Source organism: Microbacterium sp. MMO-20, assembly GCF_037147735.1.
In the GTDB taxonomy this organism is placed as follows: Bacteria; Actinomycetota; Actinomycetes; order Actinomycetales; family Microbacteriaceae; genus Microbacterium.
The window spans coordinates 481,488-498,031 of sequence record NZ_JBBCUU010000001.1; the positions used below are offsets into that span (position 1 = coordinate 481,488).

Annotated in this window: 15 protein-coding genes; 13 read left to right on the plus strand and 2 right to left on the minus strand. The window is 72.4% G+C overall.

Annotation, left to right across the window (positions count from 1 at the left end):
• The first annotated feature begins 3 nt into the window (after positions 1 to 3).
• Both metG and WFI52_RS02435 read left to right on the plus strand, forming a co-directional pair.
• Positions 4 to 1,566 carry a methionine--tRNA ligase gene (gene metG, locus WFI52_RS02430; protein ID WP_336625176.1) on the plus strand — a complete coding sequence of 521 codons (1,563 nt, stop codon included), beginning with the start codon at positions 4 to 6 and terminating at the stop codon, positions 1,564 to 1,566.
• Between the two features lie 7 nt (positions 1,567 to 1,573).
• Entirely contained in the window at positions 1,574 to 2,452 is an 879-nt protein-coding gene (locus WFI52_RS02435) for a TatD family hydrolase (RefSeq protein ID WP_336625175.1), read from the plus strand.
• A 19-nt stretch (positions 2,453 to 2,471) separates the two neighbouring features.
• Here the strand turns inward: WFI52_RS02435 and WFI52_RS02440 are convergent, their stop codons facing one another.
• Entirely contained in the window at positions 2,472 to 3,455 is a 984-nt protein-coding gene (locus WFI52_RS02440) for a LacI family DNA-binding transcriptional regulator (RefSeq protein WP_336625174.1), read from the minus strand.
• Positions 3,452 to 4,765, minus strand: coding sequence for a glutamyl-tRNA reductase (locus WFI52_RS02445; protein ID WP_336625173.1), 1,314 nt, complete (start codon positions 4,763 to 4,765; stop codon positions 3,452 to 3,454). Before WFI52_RS02445 ends, WFI52_RS02440 begins: the two co-directional genes overlap by 4 nt.
• Positions 4,766 to 4,812: 47 nt before the next feature.
• Here WFI52_RS02445 and hemE point away from each other — a divergent pair, with 47 nt between their 5' ends.
• The 11 genes from hemE (at position 4,813) to WFI52_RS02500 (ending at position 16,521) form a co-directional block, all read left to right on the plus strand.
• Positions 4,813 to 5,958 (plus strand): uroporphyrinogen decarboxylase, encoded by a 1,146-nt coding sequence (gene hemE, locus WFI52_RS02450; protein WP_336625172.1) that lies wholly within the window; start codon positions 4,813 to 4,815, stop codon positions 5,956 to 5,958.
• Positions 5,955 to 7,397, plus strand: a complete 1,443-nt coding sequence (locus WFI52_RS02455; RefSeq protein WP_336625171.1) for an FAD-dependent oxidoreductase — start codon at positions 5,955 to 5,957, stop codon at positions 7,395 to 7,397. Before hemE ends, WFI52_RS02455 begins: the two co-directional genes overlap by 4 nt.
• The gene (gene hemQ / locus WFI52_RS02460) at positions 7,394 to 8,083 is read left to right on the plus strand and encodes a hydrogen peroxide-dependent heme synthase (RefSeq protein ID WP_336625170.1); all 690 of its coding nucleotides are present in this window, start codon (positions 7,394 to 7,396) and stop codon (positions 8,081 to 8,083) included. The genes WFI52_RS02455 and hemQ overlap by 4 nt, the downstream gene beginning before the upstream one ends.
• Positions 8,083 to 9,345 carry a ferrochelatase gene (locus tag WFI52_RS02465; protein WP_336625169.1) on the plus strand — a complete coding sequence of 421 codons (1,263 nt, stop codon included), beginning with the start codon at positions 8,083 to 8,085 and terminating at the stop codon, positions 9,343 to 9,345. The genes hemQ and WFI52_RS02465 overlap by 1 nt, the downstream gene beginning before the upstream one ends.
• An 11-nt stretch (positions 9,346 to 9,356) precedes the next feature.
• Positions 9,357 to 10,298: a hydroxymethylbilane synthase gene (hemC, locus tag WFI52_RS02470; RefSeq protein ID WP_336625168.1), complete on the plus strand. Its 942-nt coding sequence runs from the start codon at positions 9,357 to 9,359 to the stop codon at positions 10,296 to 10,298.
• A 143-nt stretch (positions 10,299 to 10,441) separates the two neighbouring features.
• On the plus strand, positions 10,442 to 11,269 hold the full coding sequence (locus WFI52_RS02475; RefSeq protein ID WP_336625167.1) for a uroporphyrinogen-III synthase: 828 nt from the start codon (positions 10,442 to 10,444) through the stop codon (positions 11,267 to 11,269).
• On the plus strand, positions 11,266 to 12,273 hold the full coding sequence (gene hemB, locus WFI52_RS02480) for a porphobilinogen synthase (RefSeq protein ID WP_336625166.1): 1,008 nt from the start codon (positions 11,266 to 11,268) through the stop codon (positions 12,271 to 12,273). Before WFI52_RS02475 ends, hemB begins: the two co-directional genes overlap by 4 nt.
• Entirely contained in the window at positions 12,270 to 13,574 is a 1,305-nt protein-coding gene (hemL, locus tag WFI52_RS02485) for a glutamate-1-semialdehyde 2,1-aminomutase (RefSeq protein ID WP_336625165.1), read from the plus strand. The genes hemB and hemL overlap by 4 nt, the downstream gene beginning before the upstream one ends.
• A gap of 43 nt (positions 13,575 to 13,617) precedes the next feature.
• Entirely contained in the window at positions 13,618 to 14,463 is an 846-nt protein-coding gene (rsmA, locus tag WFI52_RS02490; RefSeq protein ID WP_336625164.1) for a 16S rRNA (adenine(1518)-N(6)/adenine(1519)-N(6))-dimethyltransferase RsmA, read from the plus strand.
• A gap of 58 nt (positions 14,464 to 14,521) precedes the next feature.
• Positions 14,522 to 15,595, plus strand: coding sequence for an aldo/keto reductase (locus tag WFI52_RS02495; protein ID WP_336625163.1), 1,074 nt, complete (start codon positions 14,522 to 14,524; stop codon positions 15,593 to 15,595).
• Positions 15,592 to 16,521: a 4-(cytidine 5'-diphospho)-2-C-methyl-D-erythritol kinase gene (locus tag WFI52_RS02500; protein ID WP_336625162.1), complete on the plus strand. Its 930-nt coding sequence runs from the start codon at positions 15,592 to 15,594 to the stop codon at positions 16,519 to 16,521. Before WFI52_RS02495 ends, WFI52_RS02500 begins: the two co-directional genes overlap by 4 nt.
• Positions 16,522 to 16,544: the final 23 nt, after the last annotated feature.

Below are 16,544 nucleotides of genomic sequence, written 5' to 3' on the forward strand. Positions count from 1 at the left end.
CTGGTGAGCACCGGTCAGTCCTTCTACATCACGACCCCGATCTACTACCCGTCCGATCTTCCGCACATCGGCCACGGGTACACGACGGTCGCGGTCGACACGCTTGCGCGCTGGCACCGTCAGGCGGGCGACGACACGTGGATGCTCACCGGCACCGACGAGCACGGTCAGAAAATGCTCCGTGCGGCCGCGGCGAACGGCGTCACCCCGCAGGAGTGGGTCGACAAGCTGGTCACCGAATCGTGGTTCCCGCTGCTTCGAACCCTGGATGTCGCCAACGACGACTTCATCCGCACGACGCAGCCGCGCCACGAAGAGCGTGTGCAGGAGTTCGTGAAGGCGTTGTACGACCGCGGCTACATCTATGCGGGCGAGTACGAGGCGCTCTACTGCGTCGGCTGCGAGGAGTTCAAGCCCGAGGCCGAGATCGTCGACGGCACGGGCGCCTTCGAGGGGCTCAAGGTCTGCGCCATTCATTCGAAGCCGCTCGAGCTGCTGCAGGAGAAGAACTACTTCTTCAAGCTGAGCGAGTTCCAGGACCGCCTCCTCGAGCTCTACAAGACCGAGCCCGACTTCGTGCGCCCGGAGTCGGCGCGCAACGAGGTCGTCTCCTTCGTACGCTCGGGGCTCAAGGACCTGTCGATTTCTCGGTCGGCGTTCGACTGGGGCATCACGGTGCCCTGGGACCCGTCGCACGTCATCTACGTGTGGGTCGATGCCCTTCTCAACTACGCGACGGCGGTCGGTTACGGCACGGACCCCGAGCAGTTCTCGCGTCGGTGGCCGGCGTACCACATCGTCGGAAAGGACATCCTCCGCTTCCACGCGGTGATCTGGCCGGCCATGCTCATGGCGGCGGGCCTCGACGTGCCGCGCGGCGTGTTCGCGCACGGCTGGCTGCTGGTCGGCGGCGAGAAGATGTCGAAGTCGAAGCTCACGGGCATCGCGCCCACCGAGATCACCGATGTCTTCGGGTCGGATGCCTGCCGGTTCTACTTCCTCTCCGCGATCGCGTTCGGACAGGACGGCTCGTTCTCGTGGGAGGATCTGTCCGCCCGCTACCAGGCGGAGCTTGCCAACGGGTTCGGGAACCTGGCTTCGCGCACGACCGCCATGATCGAGAAGTACTTCGAGGGCGTCGTGCCCCCGGCATCCGACTACACCGACGGCGACCTCGAGATCCAGCGGATCGTCGCGGATGCCGCGGCGAACGCCGACGCGGCGATCGAGCGGTTCCGCCCCGACGAGGCGATCGCGGCGATCTGGACGATCGTCGACGCGCTCAACGGCTACATCACCGAGAACGAGCCGTGGGCGCTCGCGAAGGACGACGCGAACCGTGCGCGACTGGGGACGGTGCTCTACACGGCCGCCGAGGGGCTGCGCGCGCTCGCGGTGCTGCTGAGCCCCGTCATGCCGCAGGCCACCGCGAAGCTGTGGGCCGCTCTCGGCCACGCGGGACGCCTCGAGGACCAGCCGATCCGCGCTGCGGGGACATGGGGCGTCCTCGCCCCCGGCACAAGCGTCAACGGGCTCGTCCCGCTGTTCCCGCGCATCGAGCAGTGAGCAGGCGATGACCGATCCGTCGAACTACGTGCGTCAGCGCGAGAAGGGCGCGCGCGACCTCTCCTACCCCGCGTCGCCCGAACCCCTCGCGGTACCGGTCTACGACAACCACGCGCACCTCGAGATCGAGGACGGTGACGGCATCTCGCTCGACGAGCAGCTGCTGCGTGCCGCCGAGGTGGGGGTCATCGGCGTTGTCCAGGCGGGCGGTGACATCGAGTCGAGCCGGTGGTCGGCGTGGGCCGCGGCATCCCACCCGCGGGTCCTCGCCGCGGTAGCGATCCACCCGAACGAAGCGCCGGTGTATGCCCAGCAGGGCATGCTCGATGAGGCGATCGCCGTGATCGATGAGCTCGCCGCCCAGCCGCGCGTTCGGGCGATCGGCGAGACCGGGCTCGACTTCTTCCGCACGGAGGGCGACGGCCTGCCCGCGCAGTTCGAGAGCTTCGAGGCGCACATCGCGCTCGCGAAAAAGCACGACCTCGCGATGCAGATCCACGACCGTGACGCGCACGACGCCGTCCTCGAGACTCTCGAGCGGGTGGGTGCGCCCGAGCGGACCGTGTTCCACTGCTTTTCGGGCGACGACGAGATGGCACGGGTCGCCGCCGACCGCGGCTACTGGCTGAGCTTCGCGGGCAACGTGACGTTCAAGAACGCACAGAACCTGCGCGACGCGCTCGCGGTGACCCCGCGCGAGCGGATCCTCGTCGAGACGGATGCACCGTTCCTCACCCCCGCGCCGTTCCGCGGGCGGCCCAACGCACCGTACCTCGTGCCGGTGACGGTGCGCTTCCTGGCCGAGGAGCTGGGGATGCCGCTCGACGAGCTCTGCGCGCAGCTCGCGGCGAACACGCTCGAGGTCTACGGGGCGTTCGAGGACTGAGTCGGCCTCCAGCGCTCCGTCAGCGCGTGGTCGAGCCCCGCACGAGCTCCCACGGCAGCTCGACAGGAGCTGTGAGCACCCCGTCGCGCACACGGTCCATCACGACACCGAGGTCGAAGGCGCGGAACATCTCGTCCGGTGCCCGCTCGGGGTGCAGGCACACATGGGTCACGCCGAGCCGTTCGTTGAGCGCGCAGTCGGTCGTGCAGAGGGCCAGCAGCTGCAGATCGCGCGGCAGGACGGTGCCGATCTCCTCGAGGTGCAGGTAGATCTCCGGCCCCTCCTCGCAGTAGGCGAAGATCGCGTCGACCCCGGCATCCAACAGGGCGTGCACCGCCGTGATGAGGCGTCGGCGCCCGGCATCCACGCGCGCGACAACGGGTGTGCGCCCGTTGACGGCGCTCCAGGCGAGATACGCGCTCTCGCCGAGCTGGTCGCGCGGCACCTCGCTCTCGTCGACGAGGAAGCCGATGCGCTCGGCGCCGGATGCGGCGAGGTGCGCGAGGCCCGCCCGCACGGCCGCGGCGTACCCCGTGCGGATCGTCACGCCGCCCGCCGTGACGGTGAGATCGACGGCGGCGACCGGGATGCCGCGGGCGAGCGCCTCGCGCAGGATCGCGCGCTCATCGGCCGGATCGGGGAAGTACAGTCCATCCAGCTGCGCACCCGCGAGGAGGTCGGGGCGGGAGTCGGGCAGCACCGTCACCGTGAACCCGCGGACGGATCCCGCCCGCACGAGCGCGTCGAGCTGGCGGGCGCGCTGGAGGGCACGGCGGCCGTCCTGCAGCGAATTCGGCGCCATGACGAATCCGATCGTCATCGTTCGTCCGCTGCGGAGCGCGGCCGCGCTCTTGTTCGGCGTGTACCCGAGGGATGCCGCGATGGCCTTGATGCGATCCCGGGTCTCGGGGCGGAGGTTCCCGCGATCGTTGAGGGCCTGGCTCGTGGCGGCGGTCGACACCCCGGCGCGCTCGGCGACGTCGCGCAGGGTGACCCGGCTCATTCCGCGTCCCGCCCCGTGGGGGACGTCGTGGAGGCGTCCGGTGCGGTCCGAACGTCCGGCACGGACGGGAACACTGTCCGGACGGCATCCGCCCAGTCAGGTCCCGTCCCGGCGGCGGCGAGGCCATGGCCGCGGGCGATGAGGCCGTGCAGCAGAGCGCCGGAGAAGTGCCGGAGCACCGCTTCGGTCTCGGCATCGGCGCCGCGCGCGCGTGCCCGCGCGATCTCGGCATCCATCACTTCGTGCACGTAGCCGCGCATCGCGACGACAGCGTGCGAGACCTCGTGCACGCGGCGCGCCATCGCGTGCCGCTGCGCCGCCGTCGCCACGATGAGGCGCGCCTCGTCGATCGTCGCGAACTCGTCGATCGGCGCGTGCACGCGGATCGTGTCCAGGTCGAGCACGTCGATGCCCGGGAGCGACCGCAGGCCCGGGTCGACATTGCGCGGCATGCCGAGGTCGATGACGAGTTGCGCGCCCACGTTCTCGCCCGTGCGGGCGAGGACGGCACGAGCGGCGCCGTGCGCCTCGGTCGTCAGCGCGTACGTATCGGTCGTCGTCGTGCAGGTGACGACGACGTCGGCGAGGGCCGCTTCGGCCGCGTACTCGGCGGCCGACACGGGCACGAGGTGCTCGCGCTGCGCGAATCGTGAGCGCCCCGATCGGGAGTGCACGCGGATGTCCTGCGCGCCGACGGCGCGGAGGGCGGCGAGCGATGCCGCAGCGTATCGCCCCGTCCCGACGAGCAGGACGCGCGCATCCTCCCAGGCGCCGACGCGCGAGCCGGCGAGCTCGACCGCGAGGCGTACCAGCGAGCGCCCCGACTCGCCGAGGCGCGTGGAGTTCTTGACGGCGCGCGAGGTCTCGGTCGCGCGTTGGAAGAGGTGTTCGAGCGGGGCGGTGGTGACGCCGCCGCGCCGTGCACTCTCGAGAGCGCGCTTGACCTGGCCGGCGATCTCGTCTTCGCCGACAGCGACCGAGTCGAGCCCCGCAGTGACGGTGAACAGATGCTGTGCGACGTCGTTCCCGTGGGCGAAGTCGACGGTGTCGCGGACCCGGCGAAAGGACAGCGCGGACAGATCCGCGATCCTCTCCATCGCGGCATCCATCGCCGGCAGCGGCGAGGGATCGAGATGATCGTCGACGTCGAAGTAGGCCTCGAAGCGATTGCACGTCGCCAGGACTACGGCGCCGCGGATCGCGTCGTGGGCCTGTGCGAGCTCGGAGGCCGCGGCGTCGCCCAGCACGGAGAGGCGCTCCAGGTCTTCGAGAGGCATGGTGCGCTGGTGGGCGGTGAGACAGACGAGCATCGTGGGTAGTATAACGATTAACTTCCGCCGAACCGAAGGTGTCCCCGTTGCGTCTCCCGCTGTCCCACACCCATCCGCTCGCCGCCGCCGACGGCTCTTCGCGGGACACGTCGGCCTCGCGACTCGTTCGCGCGCTGCGCGGGGACCGACCGGACGTCACCCCCGTGTGGTTCATGCGGCAGGCCGGGCGCTCGCTGCCCGAGTACCGAGCGTTGCGCGCAGCCGGCGGCACCATGCTCGAGGCGTGCCTGGACCCGGCCACGGCGAGCGAGATCACGATGCAACCGGTGCGCCGGCACGGCGTGGATGCCGCGGTGTTCTTCAGCGACATCGTCGTGCCGCTGCGTCTCGTCGGCGTCGACGTCGAGATCGCCGCCGGGCGCGGTCCCGTCTTCCCCGAGCCCGTGCGCACGGCCGCGGACGTCGCGCGTCTCGTGCGCATCGACCCGGGCCTCGTCCAGGAGCGCGGGGAGGCGGTCGTCGAGGCCGTCCAGCGCACGACCGCGATGCTCGCCGAGGAGGGCGAACGCCGTGGGGAGGCGCTTCCGCTCATCGGGTTCGCCGGTGCGCCGTTCACCCTCGCGGCGTACCTCGTCGAGGGCGGGCCCTCGAAGGACCATCTGGGCGCGCGCAGCCTCATCCACTCCGACCCTGCCGCGTGGCACGACCTGACGCACTGGCTCGCCGACGTCACGGGACGCTTCCTCGCGCTGCAGGTGCGCGCGGGAGCGAGTGCCGCGCAGCTGTTCGACTCCTGGGCGGGGGCGCTGTCGCCCGCCGACTACCGGCGTGCGGTGCTCCCGGCATCCGCCGCGGCTCTCGAGCCCGTACGCGCACTGGCGGCCGATGATGCGGGTACGGCCGTGCCGCTCATCCACTTCGGCGTCGGCACGGGCGAGATCCTCGCCGACATGGCCTCGATCGGGGTGGACGCGCTGGGCGTCGACTACCGCGTGCCCCTTGATGTCGCGACCGCACGCGTCGGAGCGCACCTGACGTTGCAGGGCAACCTCGACCCGGCACTGCTCTTCGCACCGGCGGAGGTCCGTCGCGCCGCGGTGCACGAGACGCTCACGGCGGGCCTCGGGGCGCGCGCCCATGTGTTCAACCTCGGGCACGGCGTCCCGAAGGACACCGATCCGGACGTCCTCACCGACCTCGTCCGCACGGTCCACGCCTGGCGGGCTTCGTGACGGACGACCGGACACACGGCTCGGGCGACGCGGTCGACGTCGTCGTGATCGGAGGCGGCGTCGCGGGTCTCGCGGTCGCCCACGATCTCGCGCGCGCCGGCGTGCGCGTCGTGCTGCTCGAAGCGGCCGACGAGCTCGGCGGCCTCCTCCGCCGCGGTCGGGTCGCGGGCATCGACATCGACCTCGGCGCCGAGTCCTTCGCCACCCGCACCGACGCCGTGGCGCGACTCGTCGCCGATGCCGGGCTGCCGCTCGATCTCGTACGGCCGCAGCCGGGTGGCGCGGCGCTCGTCCTCGCGGACCCCTCCGGCGCCGGCGGCGTCACCCGCGGCCCGCTGCCGCGCCGCACCGTCCTCGGCATCCCGGCCGATCCGCTCGCCGCCGACGTCGTCGCCCTCATCGGAGCGGAGGCCGCGGCACGTGCCGCGCGGGAACGCGACCGCCCCGCTTTCGACGCGGCCACGACGCCCGAACCGTCGCTGTTCGACCTCGTCGCCGAGCGGCTCGGAGCCGTCGTCGCCGAGCGGCTCGTCGACACGCTGTGCCGCAGCATCTACTCGCGCGCGGCGCGCGCCGCGCGGCTCTCCGAGCTGCACCCGGGACTCTGGGCCGCCTTCTGCGCGACCGGACACCTGACGGATGCCGCGGCGCAGCTCGCGGCCGATGCTCCCGCGGGGTCGGCGGTCGGCGGGATCGCGGGCGGCATGTGGCAGCTGCCCCTCGCGCTCGCGCGCGCCGCCCAGACGCACGGCGCCGTCCTCCGCACGGGCGTCGCTGCTCGAGCGATCACGGGAGAGGACGGCGCCTTCGTCGTCGACACGACGGACGGTCCGCTCGGCGCACGGCGCGTCGTCGTTGCGACGGGCGCGCGTGCCGCCGCCGCCCTGCGCCCGAGCGCGCCCGGCGCCGACGGTGCCGCCGCAGACGCCGGCGTCGTCCGCCTCGTCGCCGCGGCCGTCGACCGCCCCGACCTCCCCGCCCTTCCCGTCGGGTCCGGCGTCATCGTCGATGCGGCCGTGCCGTCCGCCGCGAAGGCGCTCACGCAGATCACTGCGAAGTGGGCGTGGGCCCGCGCCGCCGCGCCCGCCGGTCGCCATCTCGTCCGGCTCTCCGCACGCGATGCTTCTCCGGGGGCGTCGGTGCTGGATCTCGATACCCCTGCAGCGTTCGCGCGGGAGGTGACGCTGTTGACGGGCGTGCCGATCGCCGCCGCCGAGGTCGTCGATGTCGTCGTGCAGGAGTGGCGGGATGCCGTGCCCGGCGCCGCACCTGATGACGATGTTCGCGCGGACGCCGCCCGCGGCATCCACCACACGGGTGCTGCCGTCGCCGGGACGGGCCTCGCCTCCGTCCTCCCGCACGCCCGTGCGCTCGCCGCCCGTCTGGCGGACGAGCTCGCTCACTCCCATCCCGTCCACCCCACGAGGAGTCACGCATGACTGAATCCACGCCGCTCGGCTACACCCTGTTCGCCGTGCTCGCCGGGCCCCGTCCGCGCGTCGCCGCCCCTGACGCCGCCGCCCTCGCCGAGCTCGAGGTCGCCGTCGCCGCGCTCGCGGCGGACGGCGTGACGCTGCGTGGTCTCTACGACGTGACGGGCATGCGCGCCGAGGCCGACCTCATGGTGTGGCTCCACACGACCCCGGGCTCGGGGGACGACCCGGCATCCCTGCAGAAGGCGTTGCGAGCCCTCCGCCGCACGCGCGCCCTCGCCGACTTCCAGACCGTCTGGAGCGTCATGGGCGTGCACCGCGAGGCGGAGTTCAACAAGCGGCACGTGCCCGGCTACCTGCGCGGCGAGCATGCGCGCGGCTGGTTGTGCCTCTACCCGTTCGTGCGCAGCTACGAGTGGTACCTGCTGCCCGAAGCGGAACGCTCCGACATGCTCGCCGAGCACGGCCGCAAGGGTGCGCGGTTCCGAGAGGTCATCGCCAACACGGTCTCGACGTTCGGTCTGAGCGATTACGAGTGGCTGCTGCCCCTCGAGAGCGACGACCCCATCCATCTCGTCGACATGATGCGAGACCTGCGCGCGACGGGCGCCCGTCGCCATGTGCGCGAGGAGGTCCCGTTCTATACGGGCCGGCGCATCGAGATCGCTGAGCTCGCGGAGGTGCTGGACTGATGGCTGCGCAGAACATCGGAGCGGTGGATGCCGCGTCTCCCGCTGCATTCCGGCCGAAGCCGCCGCGCGCCACCGGGGTGCCGCCGTGCGCGACGGCGCCCGACGGGTCGCCGTGCGTCGTGCCCGGTGCGACCGCCGCCGCCGCGAGCGGCGCCCCCCACGTCTCGGCGCCCACGGCGTATGACGGTGTGCTGCTGCTCGGCTTCGGCGGTCCGGAGGGGCAGGACGACGTCATCCCGTTCCTACGCAACGTCACGGCCGGCCGCGGCATCCCCGACGAGCGCCTGGAAGAGGTCGCGCACCACTACCGGCACTTCGGCGGGGTGTCGCCCATCAATCAGCACAACCGCGAGTTGAAGGCGGCACTGGATGCCGAGCTGGCGGCCCGCGGCCTGGACCTCCCCGTCTACTGGGGCAACCGCAACTGGATGCCGTACGTGACCGACGCGCTCGCGTCGGCCGTCGCCGACGGCAACACGCGCCTCATCGCCCTCGCGACAAGCGCGTACTCGTCGTACTCGTCGTGCCGCCAGTACCGCGAGGACCTCGCCGACGCCGTCGAGGCGACCGCGCTGGGCGGCCGCGTCGAGATCGACAAGGTGCGCCAGTTCTTCGACCACCCCGGTTTCGTCGCACCGTTCGCCGAGGGGGTCCGCGATGCGCTCGCAGGACTCCGCGCCGACGGCTTCGGCGACCACGAGATCGAGATCCTCTTCTCGACGCATTCGATCCCGTACTCCGACGCCGACCGCTCGGGCCCGTCCGACGCCGGGTTCGGCCCGGGCGGCGCTTACGTCGCGCAGCACGTCGCCGTCGCCGAGGCGATCCTCGACAGGCTCGGTGAGAGCGTCGCCTGGCAGCTCGTCTTCCAGAGCCGGTCCGGTCCGCCGCAGGTGCCGTGGCTCGAGCCCGACATCAACGACGTCATCGCCGCGCTGCCGGGCGAGGGTCGACGCGCTGCGGTGATCGTCCCCCTCGGGTTCGTCAGCGACCACATGGAGGTGCTCTGGGACCTCGACACCGAGGCGATGGAGACCGCCGCCGCGCACGGCATCACCGCCGTTCGGACGCCGACCCCCGGCATCCACCCCGTCTATGTCGCGGGACTCGTCGACCTCATCGTCGAACGCCTGGACGGCATGGATGCCGCAGATCGCCCGCACGAGACGGCCCTCGGCCCCTGGTACGACGTGTGCCGACCGGGCTGCTGCGAGAACAAGCGGCTCGGGTTCCAGCCGGCGCTCGCCGGGGCGGGACAGTGACGACGCGCGCGATGACGGCAGCCCCGTTGCGGCTCGGCACACGGGCGAGCCTGCTCGCGACGACGCAGTCGGGCCTCGTCGCCGACGCGCTGCGGGTCGCCACGGGACGAGAAGTGGAGCTCGTCCGCATCACGACCGACGGCGACGTCCTGACGGGGCCGCTCGCCCAGCTCGGCGGCACGGGTGTGTTCGTCGCGGCGCTGCGCGACGCGCTGCTTCGGGGCGAGTGCGATCTCGTCGTGCACTCCATGAAGGACCTGCCGACGGGCGACGTCGCGGGGCTCCAGATCGGCGCGGTGCCGCCGCGCGCCTCGGTGCGCGACGTCCTGTGCGGCCGCGACGGACTCGCGCTCGCCGACCTGCCGCACGGCGCGGTCGTCGGGTCGGGCTCCCCGCGGCGCGTCGCCCAGCTGCTGCGCGCGCGCCCCGATCTCGAGGTCCGCGGCATCCGCGGCAATGTCGACACGCGGCTGCGCAAAGTCGACGACGGCGAGTTCGACGCCATCGTGCTCGCCGAGGCCGGACTCTCGCGCATCGGACGCACCGACCGCATCACCGACGTTTTCGACGCGAACCGGTGGCCGGCATCGGCGGGTCAGGGCGCGCTCGCCGTCGAGGTGCGCACCGGCGACGCCGTCGCGCCGCTGGTCGCACTGCTGTCGGACGCGGATGCCGAGGCGACGGCGCTTCTCGAGCGCGCCGTGCTCCGCCGACTTGAGGCCGGCTGCGCGGCGCCCGTCGGCATCACGGCGGTGGTTTCGGGCGATGACGTCTCGCTCGTCGCCGAGGTGTACGCGCTCGACGGGACGCGCGCCGTGCGCGTGGAGCGCACGTTCGCGCGCGGCGCCGTCGCGGGCTCGGACGGGCGGGGGGATGCCGCGGAGGCCGTTGTGCGGGAGCTTCTCGATGCCGGGGCCGGTGACCTTGCCGACCTCGCGGAGAGTGGACGATGACCGCGAGTGCACCGTCGGGGGAGACGAGTGCACCTTCGCGTGAAACTAGTGCACCGTCGCGTGAAACTAGTGCACCCTCGGGGGGAACGAGTGCACCCTGGGGGGAAACGAGTGCACCCTCGGGGGGATTGCGCGGAGCGCGCGTGCTCGTGCCCCGCGGCGGCGCGTGGGGTGCTCGTGTCGCCACGGCGATCGCCGCGCGCGGAGGCGAGCCGATCGTCGCGCCGCTCATCGCGTCGGCTCCGCCGCGTGACGAGGCCGCCCGCGACCGGGCGTTCGCCGCGCTGGCGGCGGGGGAGTACAGCTGGCTCTTCGTGACGAGCGCCGCGAGCGTGGAGCAGCTGGTGGCGCACGACGTCACGATCCCGACAGGCACGCGCGTCGCAGCGGTCGGCCCCGCGACGGCGCGTGCGGCGCGGCAGGCCGGCTATGAGGTCGCGTTCGTGCCCGACGGGCACTCGTCCGCGAGCGCCCTCGCACTGCAGTGGTGCGCCGCGCACGCGCCGGGCGAGGCCGGGCGATCGATCGTCGTGCGGTCGGATCTCGCAACGGCGACGGTCAGCGACGAACTCCAGCTCCGCGGTTTCGCCGTCGACGTCTGCATCGCCTACCGCACGGTCGGCGTCGACCTCGATCCCGCGATCGCTGCGGCCCTGCGGGCTGCGGATCCCGACGTCGATGCACCGGCCGCCGTCGACGTCGTGCTCCTCACCTCGCTGAGTGTCGCACGCGAGCTGCGCCGTCAGGTCGGGGCGCTCCCCAGGCGCGTGCGGGTAGCCTCGATCGGGCCGGGGACGACGCGCGACGCCGAACGCCTCGGCTTCAGCGTCACGCACACCGCCCGCACGCAGAGCATCGACGCCCTCGTCGCCGAACTCGACAGCCCCGATGCCGGCACCGCCTCAGGTCTTGACGCTCCGCACGACGTTCCACCGACCCGCCCCGATCACGACCGGGAGGACACCCCATGACCGCATTCCCCACGCGCCGTCCGCGCCGACTGCGCGCGAGCCCAGCGCTCCGCCGCCTCGTCGCCGAGCACGACCTCACGCCGCGCCAGCTCGTCCTGCCCGTCTTCGTCAAGGAGGGCATCGACGCCGCGCAGCCGATCGCGAGCATGCCCGGAGTCGCGCAGCACCCGCTCGACGCCGTTCCCGCACTCGTCGACGAGGCCGTCGCGGCTGGCATCGGCGGCATCATGCTGTTCGGCATCCCCGCCGATCGTGATGCCATCGGCAGCGGAGCGACCGACCCGGACGGCATCCTGAACCGCGCCATCGCCGTTGCGGCGACGGCCGCCGCGGGGCGTCTCACCGTGCAGGCCGACCTGTGCCTCGACGAATTCACCGACCACGGCCACTGCGGCGTCCTCGCCGCCGACGGATCGGTCGACAACGACGCGACGCTCGAGGTCTACGCGCGCATGGCCGTGGCCCAGGCCGAGGCGGGCGCGGACGTCCTCGGCCTGTCCGGCATGATGGACAGCCAGGTCGCGGCCTGCCGCGCCGCGCTGGATGCCGCGGGGTACGGCACCACCCGCAGCGACGTCGTCCTGCTCGCGTACTCCGCGAAGTACGCCTCGGCGTTCTACGGCCCGTTCCGCGACGCCGTCGAGTCGACCCTGCAGGGCGACCGGCGCACGTACCAGCTCGACCCCGGGAACGGGCGCGAGGGCGTGCAGGAGGCCCTGATCGACATCGACGAAGGCGCCGACATCGTGATGGTCAAGCCGGCCGGACCGTACCTCGACGTGCTCGCCGAGGTCGCGGCCGTCTCGACCGTGCCCGTGTGGGCGTACCAGGTGTCCGGCGAGTACGCGATGATCGAGCACGCGGCATCCGCCGGCCTCATCGATCGCGAGCGTGCGATCGGCGAGTCGCTCCTCGGTATCCGTCGGGCGGGCGCGGAGGCGATCCTCACGTACTGGGCGCTCGAGGTCGCCGGGTGGCTGCGCGACGGGAAGGTGCTCGCATGACGACCAACGAGGAGCTCTTCACCCGTGCGCAGGCCGTGATCCCGGGTGGCGTCGATTCGCCCGTGCGCGCCTATGGGTCGGTCGGCGGGACGCCGCGGTTCCTCACGAGCGCCTCCGGCGCGTACGTCACGGATGCCGAAGGCCGCCGCTACATCGACCTCGTCGCCAGCTGGGGTCCGGCGCTCCTCGGGCACGCCCACCCGGAGGTCGTGGAAGCCGTCGTCCGCGCCGCCGCGCGCGGACTGTCCTTCGGTGCGCCGACGCCCGCCGAGGCCGAGCTCGTCGAGGAGATCGTGCGCCGCGTGCCCGCGGTCCGGAAGGCGCGCCTCGTCTCCACCGGCACCGAGGCGACGATGACCGCGATCCGGCTCGCCCGCGGAGCGACGGGTCGCGACCTGCTCGTGAAGTTCGCGGGGCACTACCACGGCCATTCCGACGGACTGCTCGCCGCGGCCGGGTCGGGACTCGCCACCTACGCGCTGCCGGGATCGGCGGGTGTTCCCGAGGCGATCGCCGCGCAGACCCTCGTCGTGCCGTACAACGATCGCGCGGCCCTCGAGCAGGTCTTCGCGGCGCACACGGGGCGCATCGCCGCCGTCATCACCGAGGCGGCGGCGGCGAACATGGGCGTCGTGGCCCCGGCATCCGGATTCACGAGCTTCCTCGCGGACCTCTGCCGACGTGAGGGCGCGCTCCTGATCAGCGACGAAGTGCTCACGGGCTTCCGTGCCGCGGCGGGCGGATATGCGCAGGTGCTCGCCGAGGCGGGGGAAGTCGTCACCCCCGACCTCGTGACGTTCGGCAAGGTGATCGGCGGCGGCCTTCCCGTCGCCGCGGTCGGCGGTCGTGCGGACATCTTGGATCTTCTCGCCCCGACCGGTCCCGTGTATCAGGCCGGCACGCTCAGCGGGAACCCGGTCGCCGTGGCGGCGGGGCTTGCGACTCTCCGCCTGGCCGACGACGCCGTGTATGCGCGGCTGACGGCGGCATCCGATGTCCTCTCCGCCGCCGTCGGCGCCGCACTCGATGCGGCCGGCGTGCCGCATGTGATCCAGCGCGCGGGAACGCTCTTCAGCGTCTTCTTCGGGGCTGAGGTCGCGGCCGGTGTGCCCGATTACGCGGCGGCGCAGCGGCAGGATTCCGCCGCGTACGGCAGGTTCTTCCACGCGATGCTGGATGCCGGAGTCTCCCTGCCGCCGTCGGCGTTCGAAGCGTGGTTCGTCACGGCGGCGCACGACGACGATGTGATTGCCCGGATCGCGGACGCGCTCCCCGCGGCCGCGCGCGCCGCGGCCGGCTGAGGCCGCGGTGGGGTCGGGATCGGCCGCGGATAGGCTGGACGCCATGCCCGTGACCCTCCTCGGCGCCTCCGAGATCCGCGCCCTCGCCGCCGAACTCGACGTCACCCCGACGAAGAAGCTCGGGCAGAACTTCGTCGTCGACGCGAACACGGTCCGCAAGATCGTGCACGTGGCATCCGTGACGGCCGGCGACCGTGTGGTCGAGGTCGGGCCGGGCCTCGGATCGCTGACCCTCGCGATCCTCGAGACCGGCGCGACGACGACGGCGGTCGAGATCGACCACCGCCTCGCGGAGCGTCTGCCCGCCACGGCCGCCGCGCACGGAGTTCCCGCCGGCGCCCTCACGGTCGTCGACGCCGACGCCCTGCGCGTCACGGAGCTTCCGGGCGACCCCACCGTGCTCGTCGCGAACCTGCCGTACAACGTGAGTGTCCCCGTGCTGCTGCACTTCATGGAGACCTTCCCCGCGATCGAGCGCGGCGTCGTCATGGTGCAGGCCGAAGTGGGCGAGCGGCTCGCCGCCCCGCCCGGGTCGAAGGTCTACGGCTCGCCGAGCGTGAAAGCCGCGTGGTACGGTCCGTGGCGGCTCGCCGGCACGGTGTCGCGCCAGGTGTTCTGGCCCGTGCCGAACGTCGACAGCGTGCTCGTCGGCTTCCACCGCGATCCGGAGCCGCGCGGCGATGAGGACCTCCGCCGCCGTACCTTCCGTATCCTGGATGCCGCTTTCGGACAGCGCCGCAAGATGCTGCGCCAGGCGCTCTCCGAGGTGCTGGGGGGGTCCGCGGCATCCGCGAGCGCCATCCTCGAGAGCGCGGGGGTCGACCCCACGGCGCGCGGCGAGCAGCTGACGATCGACGACTTCGTGGCGATCGCCCGCGCCGCGGGCTGAGTCCGGCAGGCGCGAACGCGTGCGCCCGCGCGTCGGCGCACCTCGCTAGCCTGGAGGGGTGACTGAGAACGACGAGCGCTTCCCGCCGACCCGCGGTGGCGACATCCACCGTCCCTACACCGCCGCCGGCGATCGCTACGACGGCGTCGGGTATCGCCAGGTCGGGTCGAGCGGCCTGTACCTGCCGCCCATCTCGCTGGGACTCTGGTGGAACTTCGGCGACAACATCCCGTTCGACAACCAGCGGGCGCTCCTGCGCCACGCGTTCGACCGCGGCATCACGCACTTCGACCTCGCGAACAACTACGGGCCGCCGTACGGAACGGCCGAGACGAACTTCGGTCGCATGATGCGAGAGGACTTCCGTCCCTACCGCGATGAGCTCATCATCTCGTCGAAGGCCGGATGGGACATGTGGCCGGGGCCCTACGGCACGCTCGGCTCGCGCAAGTACATCCTCGCGAGCGCCGAGCAGTCGCTCCAACGCATGAGCATCGACTACGTCGACATCTTCTACTCGCACCGCTTCGACCCGGTGACCCCGCTGGAGGAGACGATCGGAGCCCTCGACACCCTCGTGCGCCAGGGCAAGGCGCTCTACGTCGGCATCTCGTCGTACTCCGCCGAGCGCACCGTCGAGGCGAAGGCCATCGCCCGGTCACTCGGCACGCCGCTCGTCATCCACCAGCCCGCCTACTCGATCCTCAACCGGTGGGTGGAGGACGGCCTCACCGAGGTGCTGCGTGAAGAGGGCATGGGCGCCATCGCCTTCACCCCGCTCGCCCAGGGCCTGCTGACGGACAAGTACCTCGGCGACGGCACGGCCGACCGGGCCCAGCAGCGCTCGTCGCTGCCGGGCCGGCAGCTGAGCGACAAGGCCCTGTCGGCACTGCGCAGCCTCGACGTCGTCGCTAAGGAGCGGGGCCAGACCCTCGCCCAGATGGCGCTGCAGTGGGTGCTGCGCGACGGCGTCGTGACGTCGGCCCTGATCGGCGCGTCGCGGCCCGCGCAGCTCGACGAGAACCTCGCCGCGCTGCAGGGGCCCGCCTTCGACACCGAAGAGCTGGAGCAGATCGACGCGGTCTCGGGCGCGATCGACGTCGACCTGTGGGCGGAATCGGCGACGGCGTGAGCCTGCACGGCCACCGCGAGAGCGTGCGCGTACGCGCGCCGGGCAAGATCAACGTCTTTTTCGAGGTCGGCGATATCGCGTCCGACGGGTACCACCCGGTCGCATCGGTCTACCAGGCGCTCTCGCTGTACGAGGAGGTGACGGCGCGCCCGTCGAGCGACTTCACGATCTCCGTCACGGGCGACGTCGACGTCTCGGGTGTGCCCCTCGACGGCTCGAACCTCGCGATGCGTGCGGCGCGGCTGGTCGCGCGGCGCGTCGAGTGGAAAGGGGGCGTGCACCTCGACATCCGCAAAGGCGTGCCGGTCGCGGGCGGCATGGGGGGAGGTTCGGCGGATGCCGCGGCCGCGCTCGTCGCCGTCAACGAGCTGCTCGACGGCGGTCTGACGCCGCTCGAACTTCAGGAGCTCGGCGCCGACCTCGGTGCGGACGTGCCCTTCGCCGTGCTCGGCGGAACCGCCATCGGCACGGGTCGGGGCGACGAGCTCGCTCCCGCCCTCGCGCGCGGGCGGTTCGACTGGGTGCTGGTCACGAGTGGGGAGGGGCTGTCGACGCCGACGGTGTACGGCGAGCTCGACCGGCTGAGGGCGCTGCCGGACATTGCGCCCGCGCGCGGTCTGCCACAGGCAGACCCGGCGGTCCTGCAGGCGCTGCGGTCGGGGGATGCCGCGGCCCTCGCGCCTGCGATCCGTAACGATCTCCAGGAGGCGGCGCTGTCGCTGCGTCCGGACCTCGCCGACGTCCTCGCCCTCGGGGTCGACGCCGGCGCGCTCGCCGGCGTGGTGTCGGGTTCGGGTCCGACGCTCGCCTTCCTCGCCGCAGATGCCGCGGCGTCCGCCCGGATCGTGACGACGCTCGCGGACGCCGGCCACACCGCGCTCGCCGCGCACGGACCCGTGCCTGGTGCGCGCGTCCTCGATGCCTGAAGCCCTCCTCTGAAACACCCTGG

Excerpts from the sequence above, each read along its gene's own strand:
- WFI52_RS02435 (WP_336625175.1), top strand. The coding sequence starts at position 1,574 with ATGACCGATCCGTCGAACTACGTGCGTCAGCGCGAGAAGGGCGCGCGC.
- WFI52_RS02440 (WP_336625174.1), bottom strand. The coding sequence starts at position 3,455 with ATGAGCCGGGTCACCCTGCGCGACGTCGCCGAGCGCGCCGGGGTGTCG.
- WFI52_RS02445 (WP_336625173.1), bottom strand. The coding sequence starts at position 4,765 with ATGCTCGTCTGTCTCACCGCCCACCAGCGCACCATGCCTCTCGAAGAC.
- hemQ (WP_336625170.1), top strand. The coding sequence starts at position 7,394 with ATGACTGAATCCACGCCGCTCGGCTACACCCTGTTCGCCGTGCTCGCC.
- WFI52_RS02465 (WP_336625169.1), top strand. The coding sequence starts at position 8,083 with ATGGCTGCGCAGAACATCGGAGCGGTGGATGCCGCGTCTCCCGCTGCA.
- hemC (WP_336625168.1), top strand. The coding sequence starts at position 9,357 with ATGACGGCAGCCCCGTTGCGGCTCGGCACACGGGCGAGCCTGCTCGCG.
- hemB (WP_336625166.1), top strand. The coding sequence starts at position 11,266 with ATGACCGCATTCCCCACGCGCCGTCCGCGCCGACTGCGCGCGAGCCCA.
- hemL (WP_336625165.1), top strand. The coding sequence starts at position 12,270 with ATGACGACCAACGAGGAGCTCTTCACCCGTGCGCAGGCCGTGATCCCG.
- rsmA (WP_336625164.1), top strand. The coding sequence starts at position 13,618 with ATGCCCGTGACCCTCCTCGGCGCCTCCGAGATCCGCGCCCTCGCCGCC.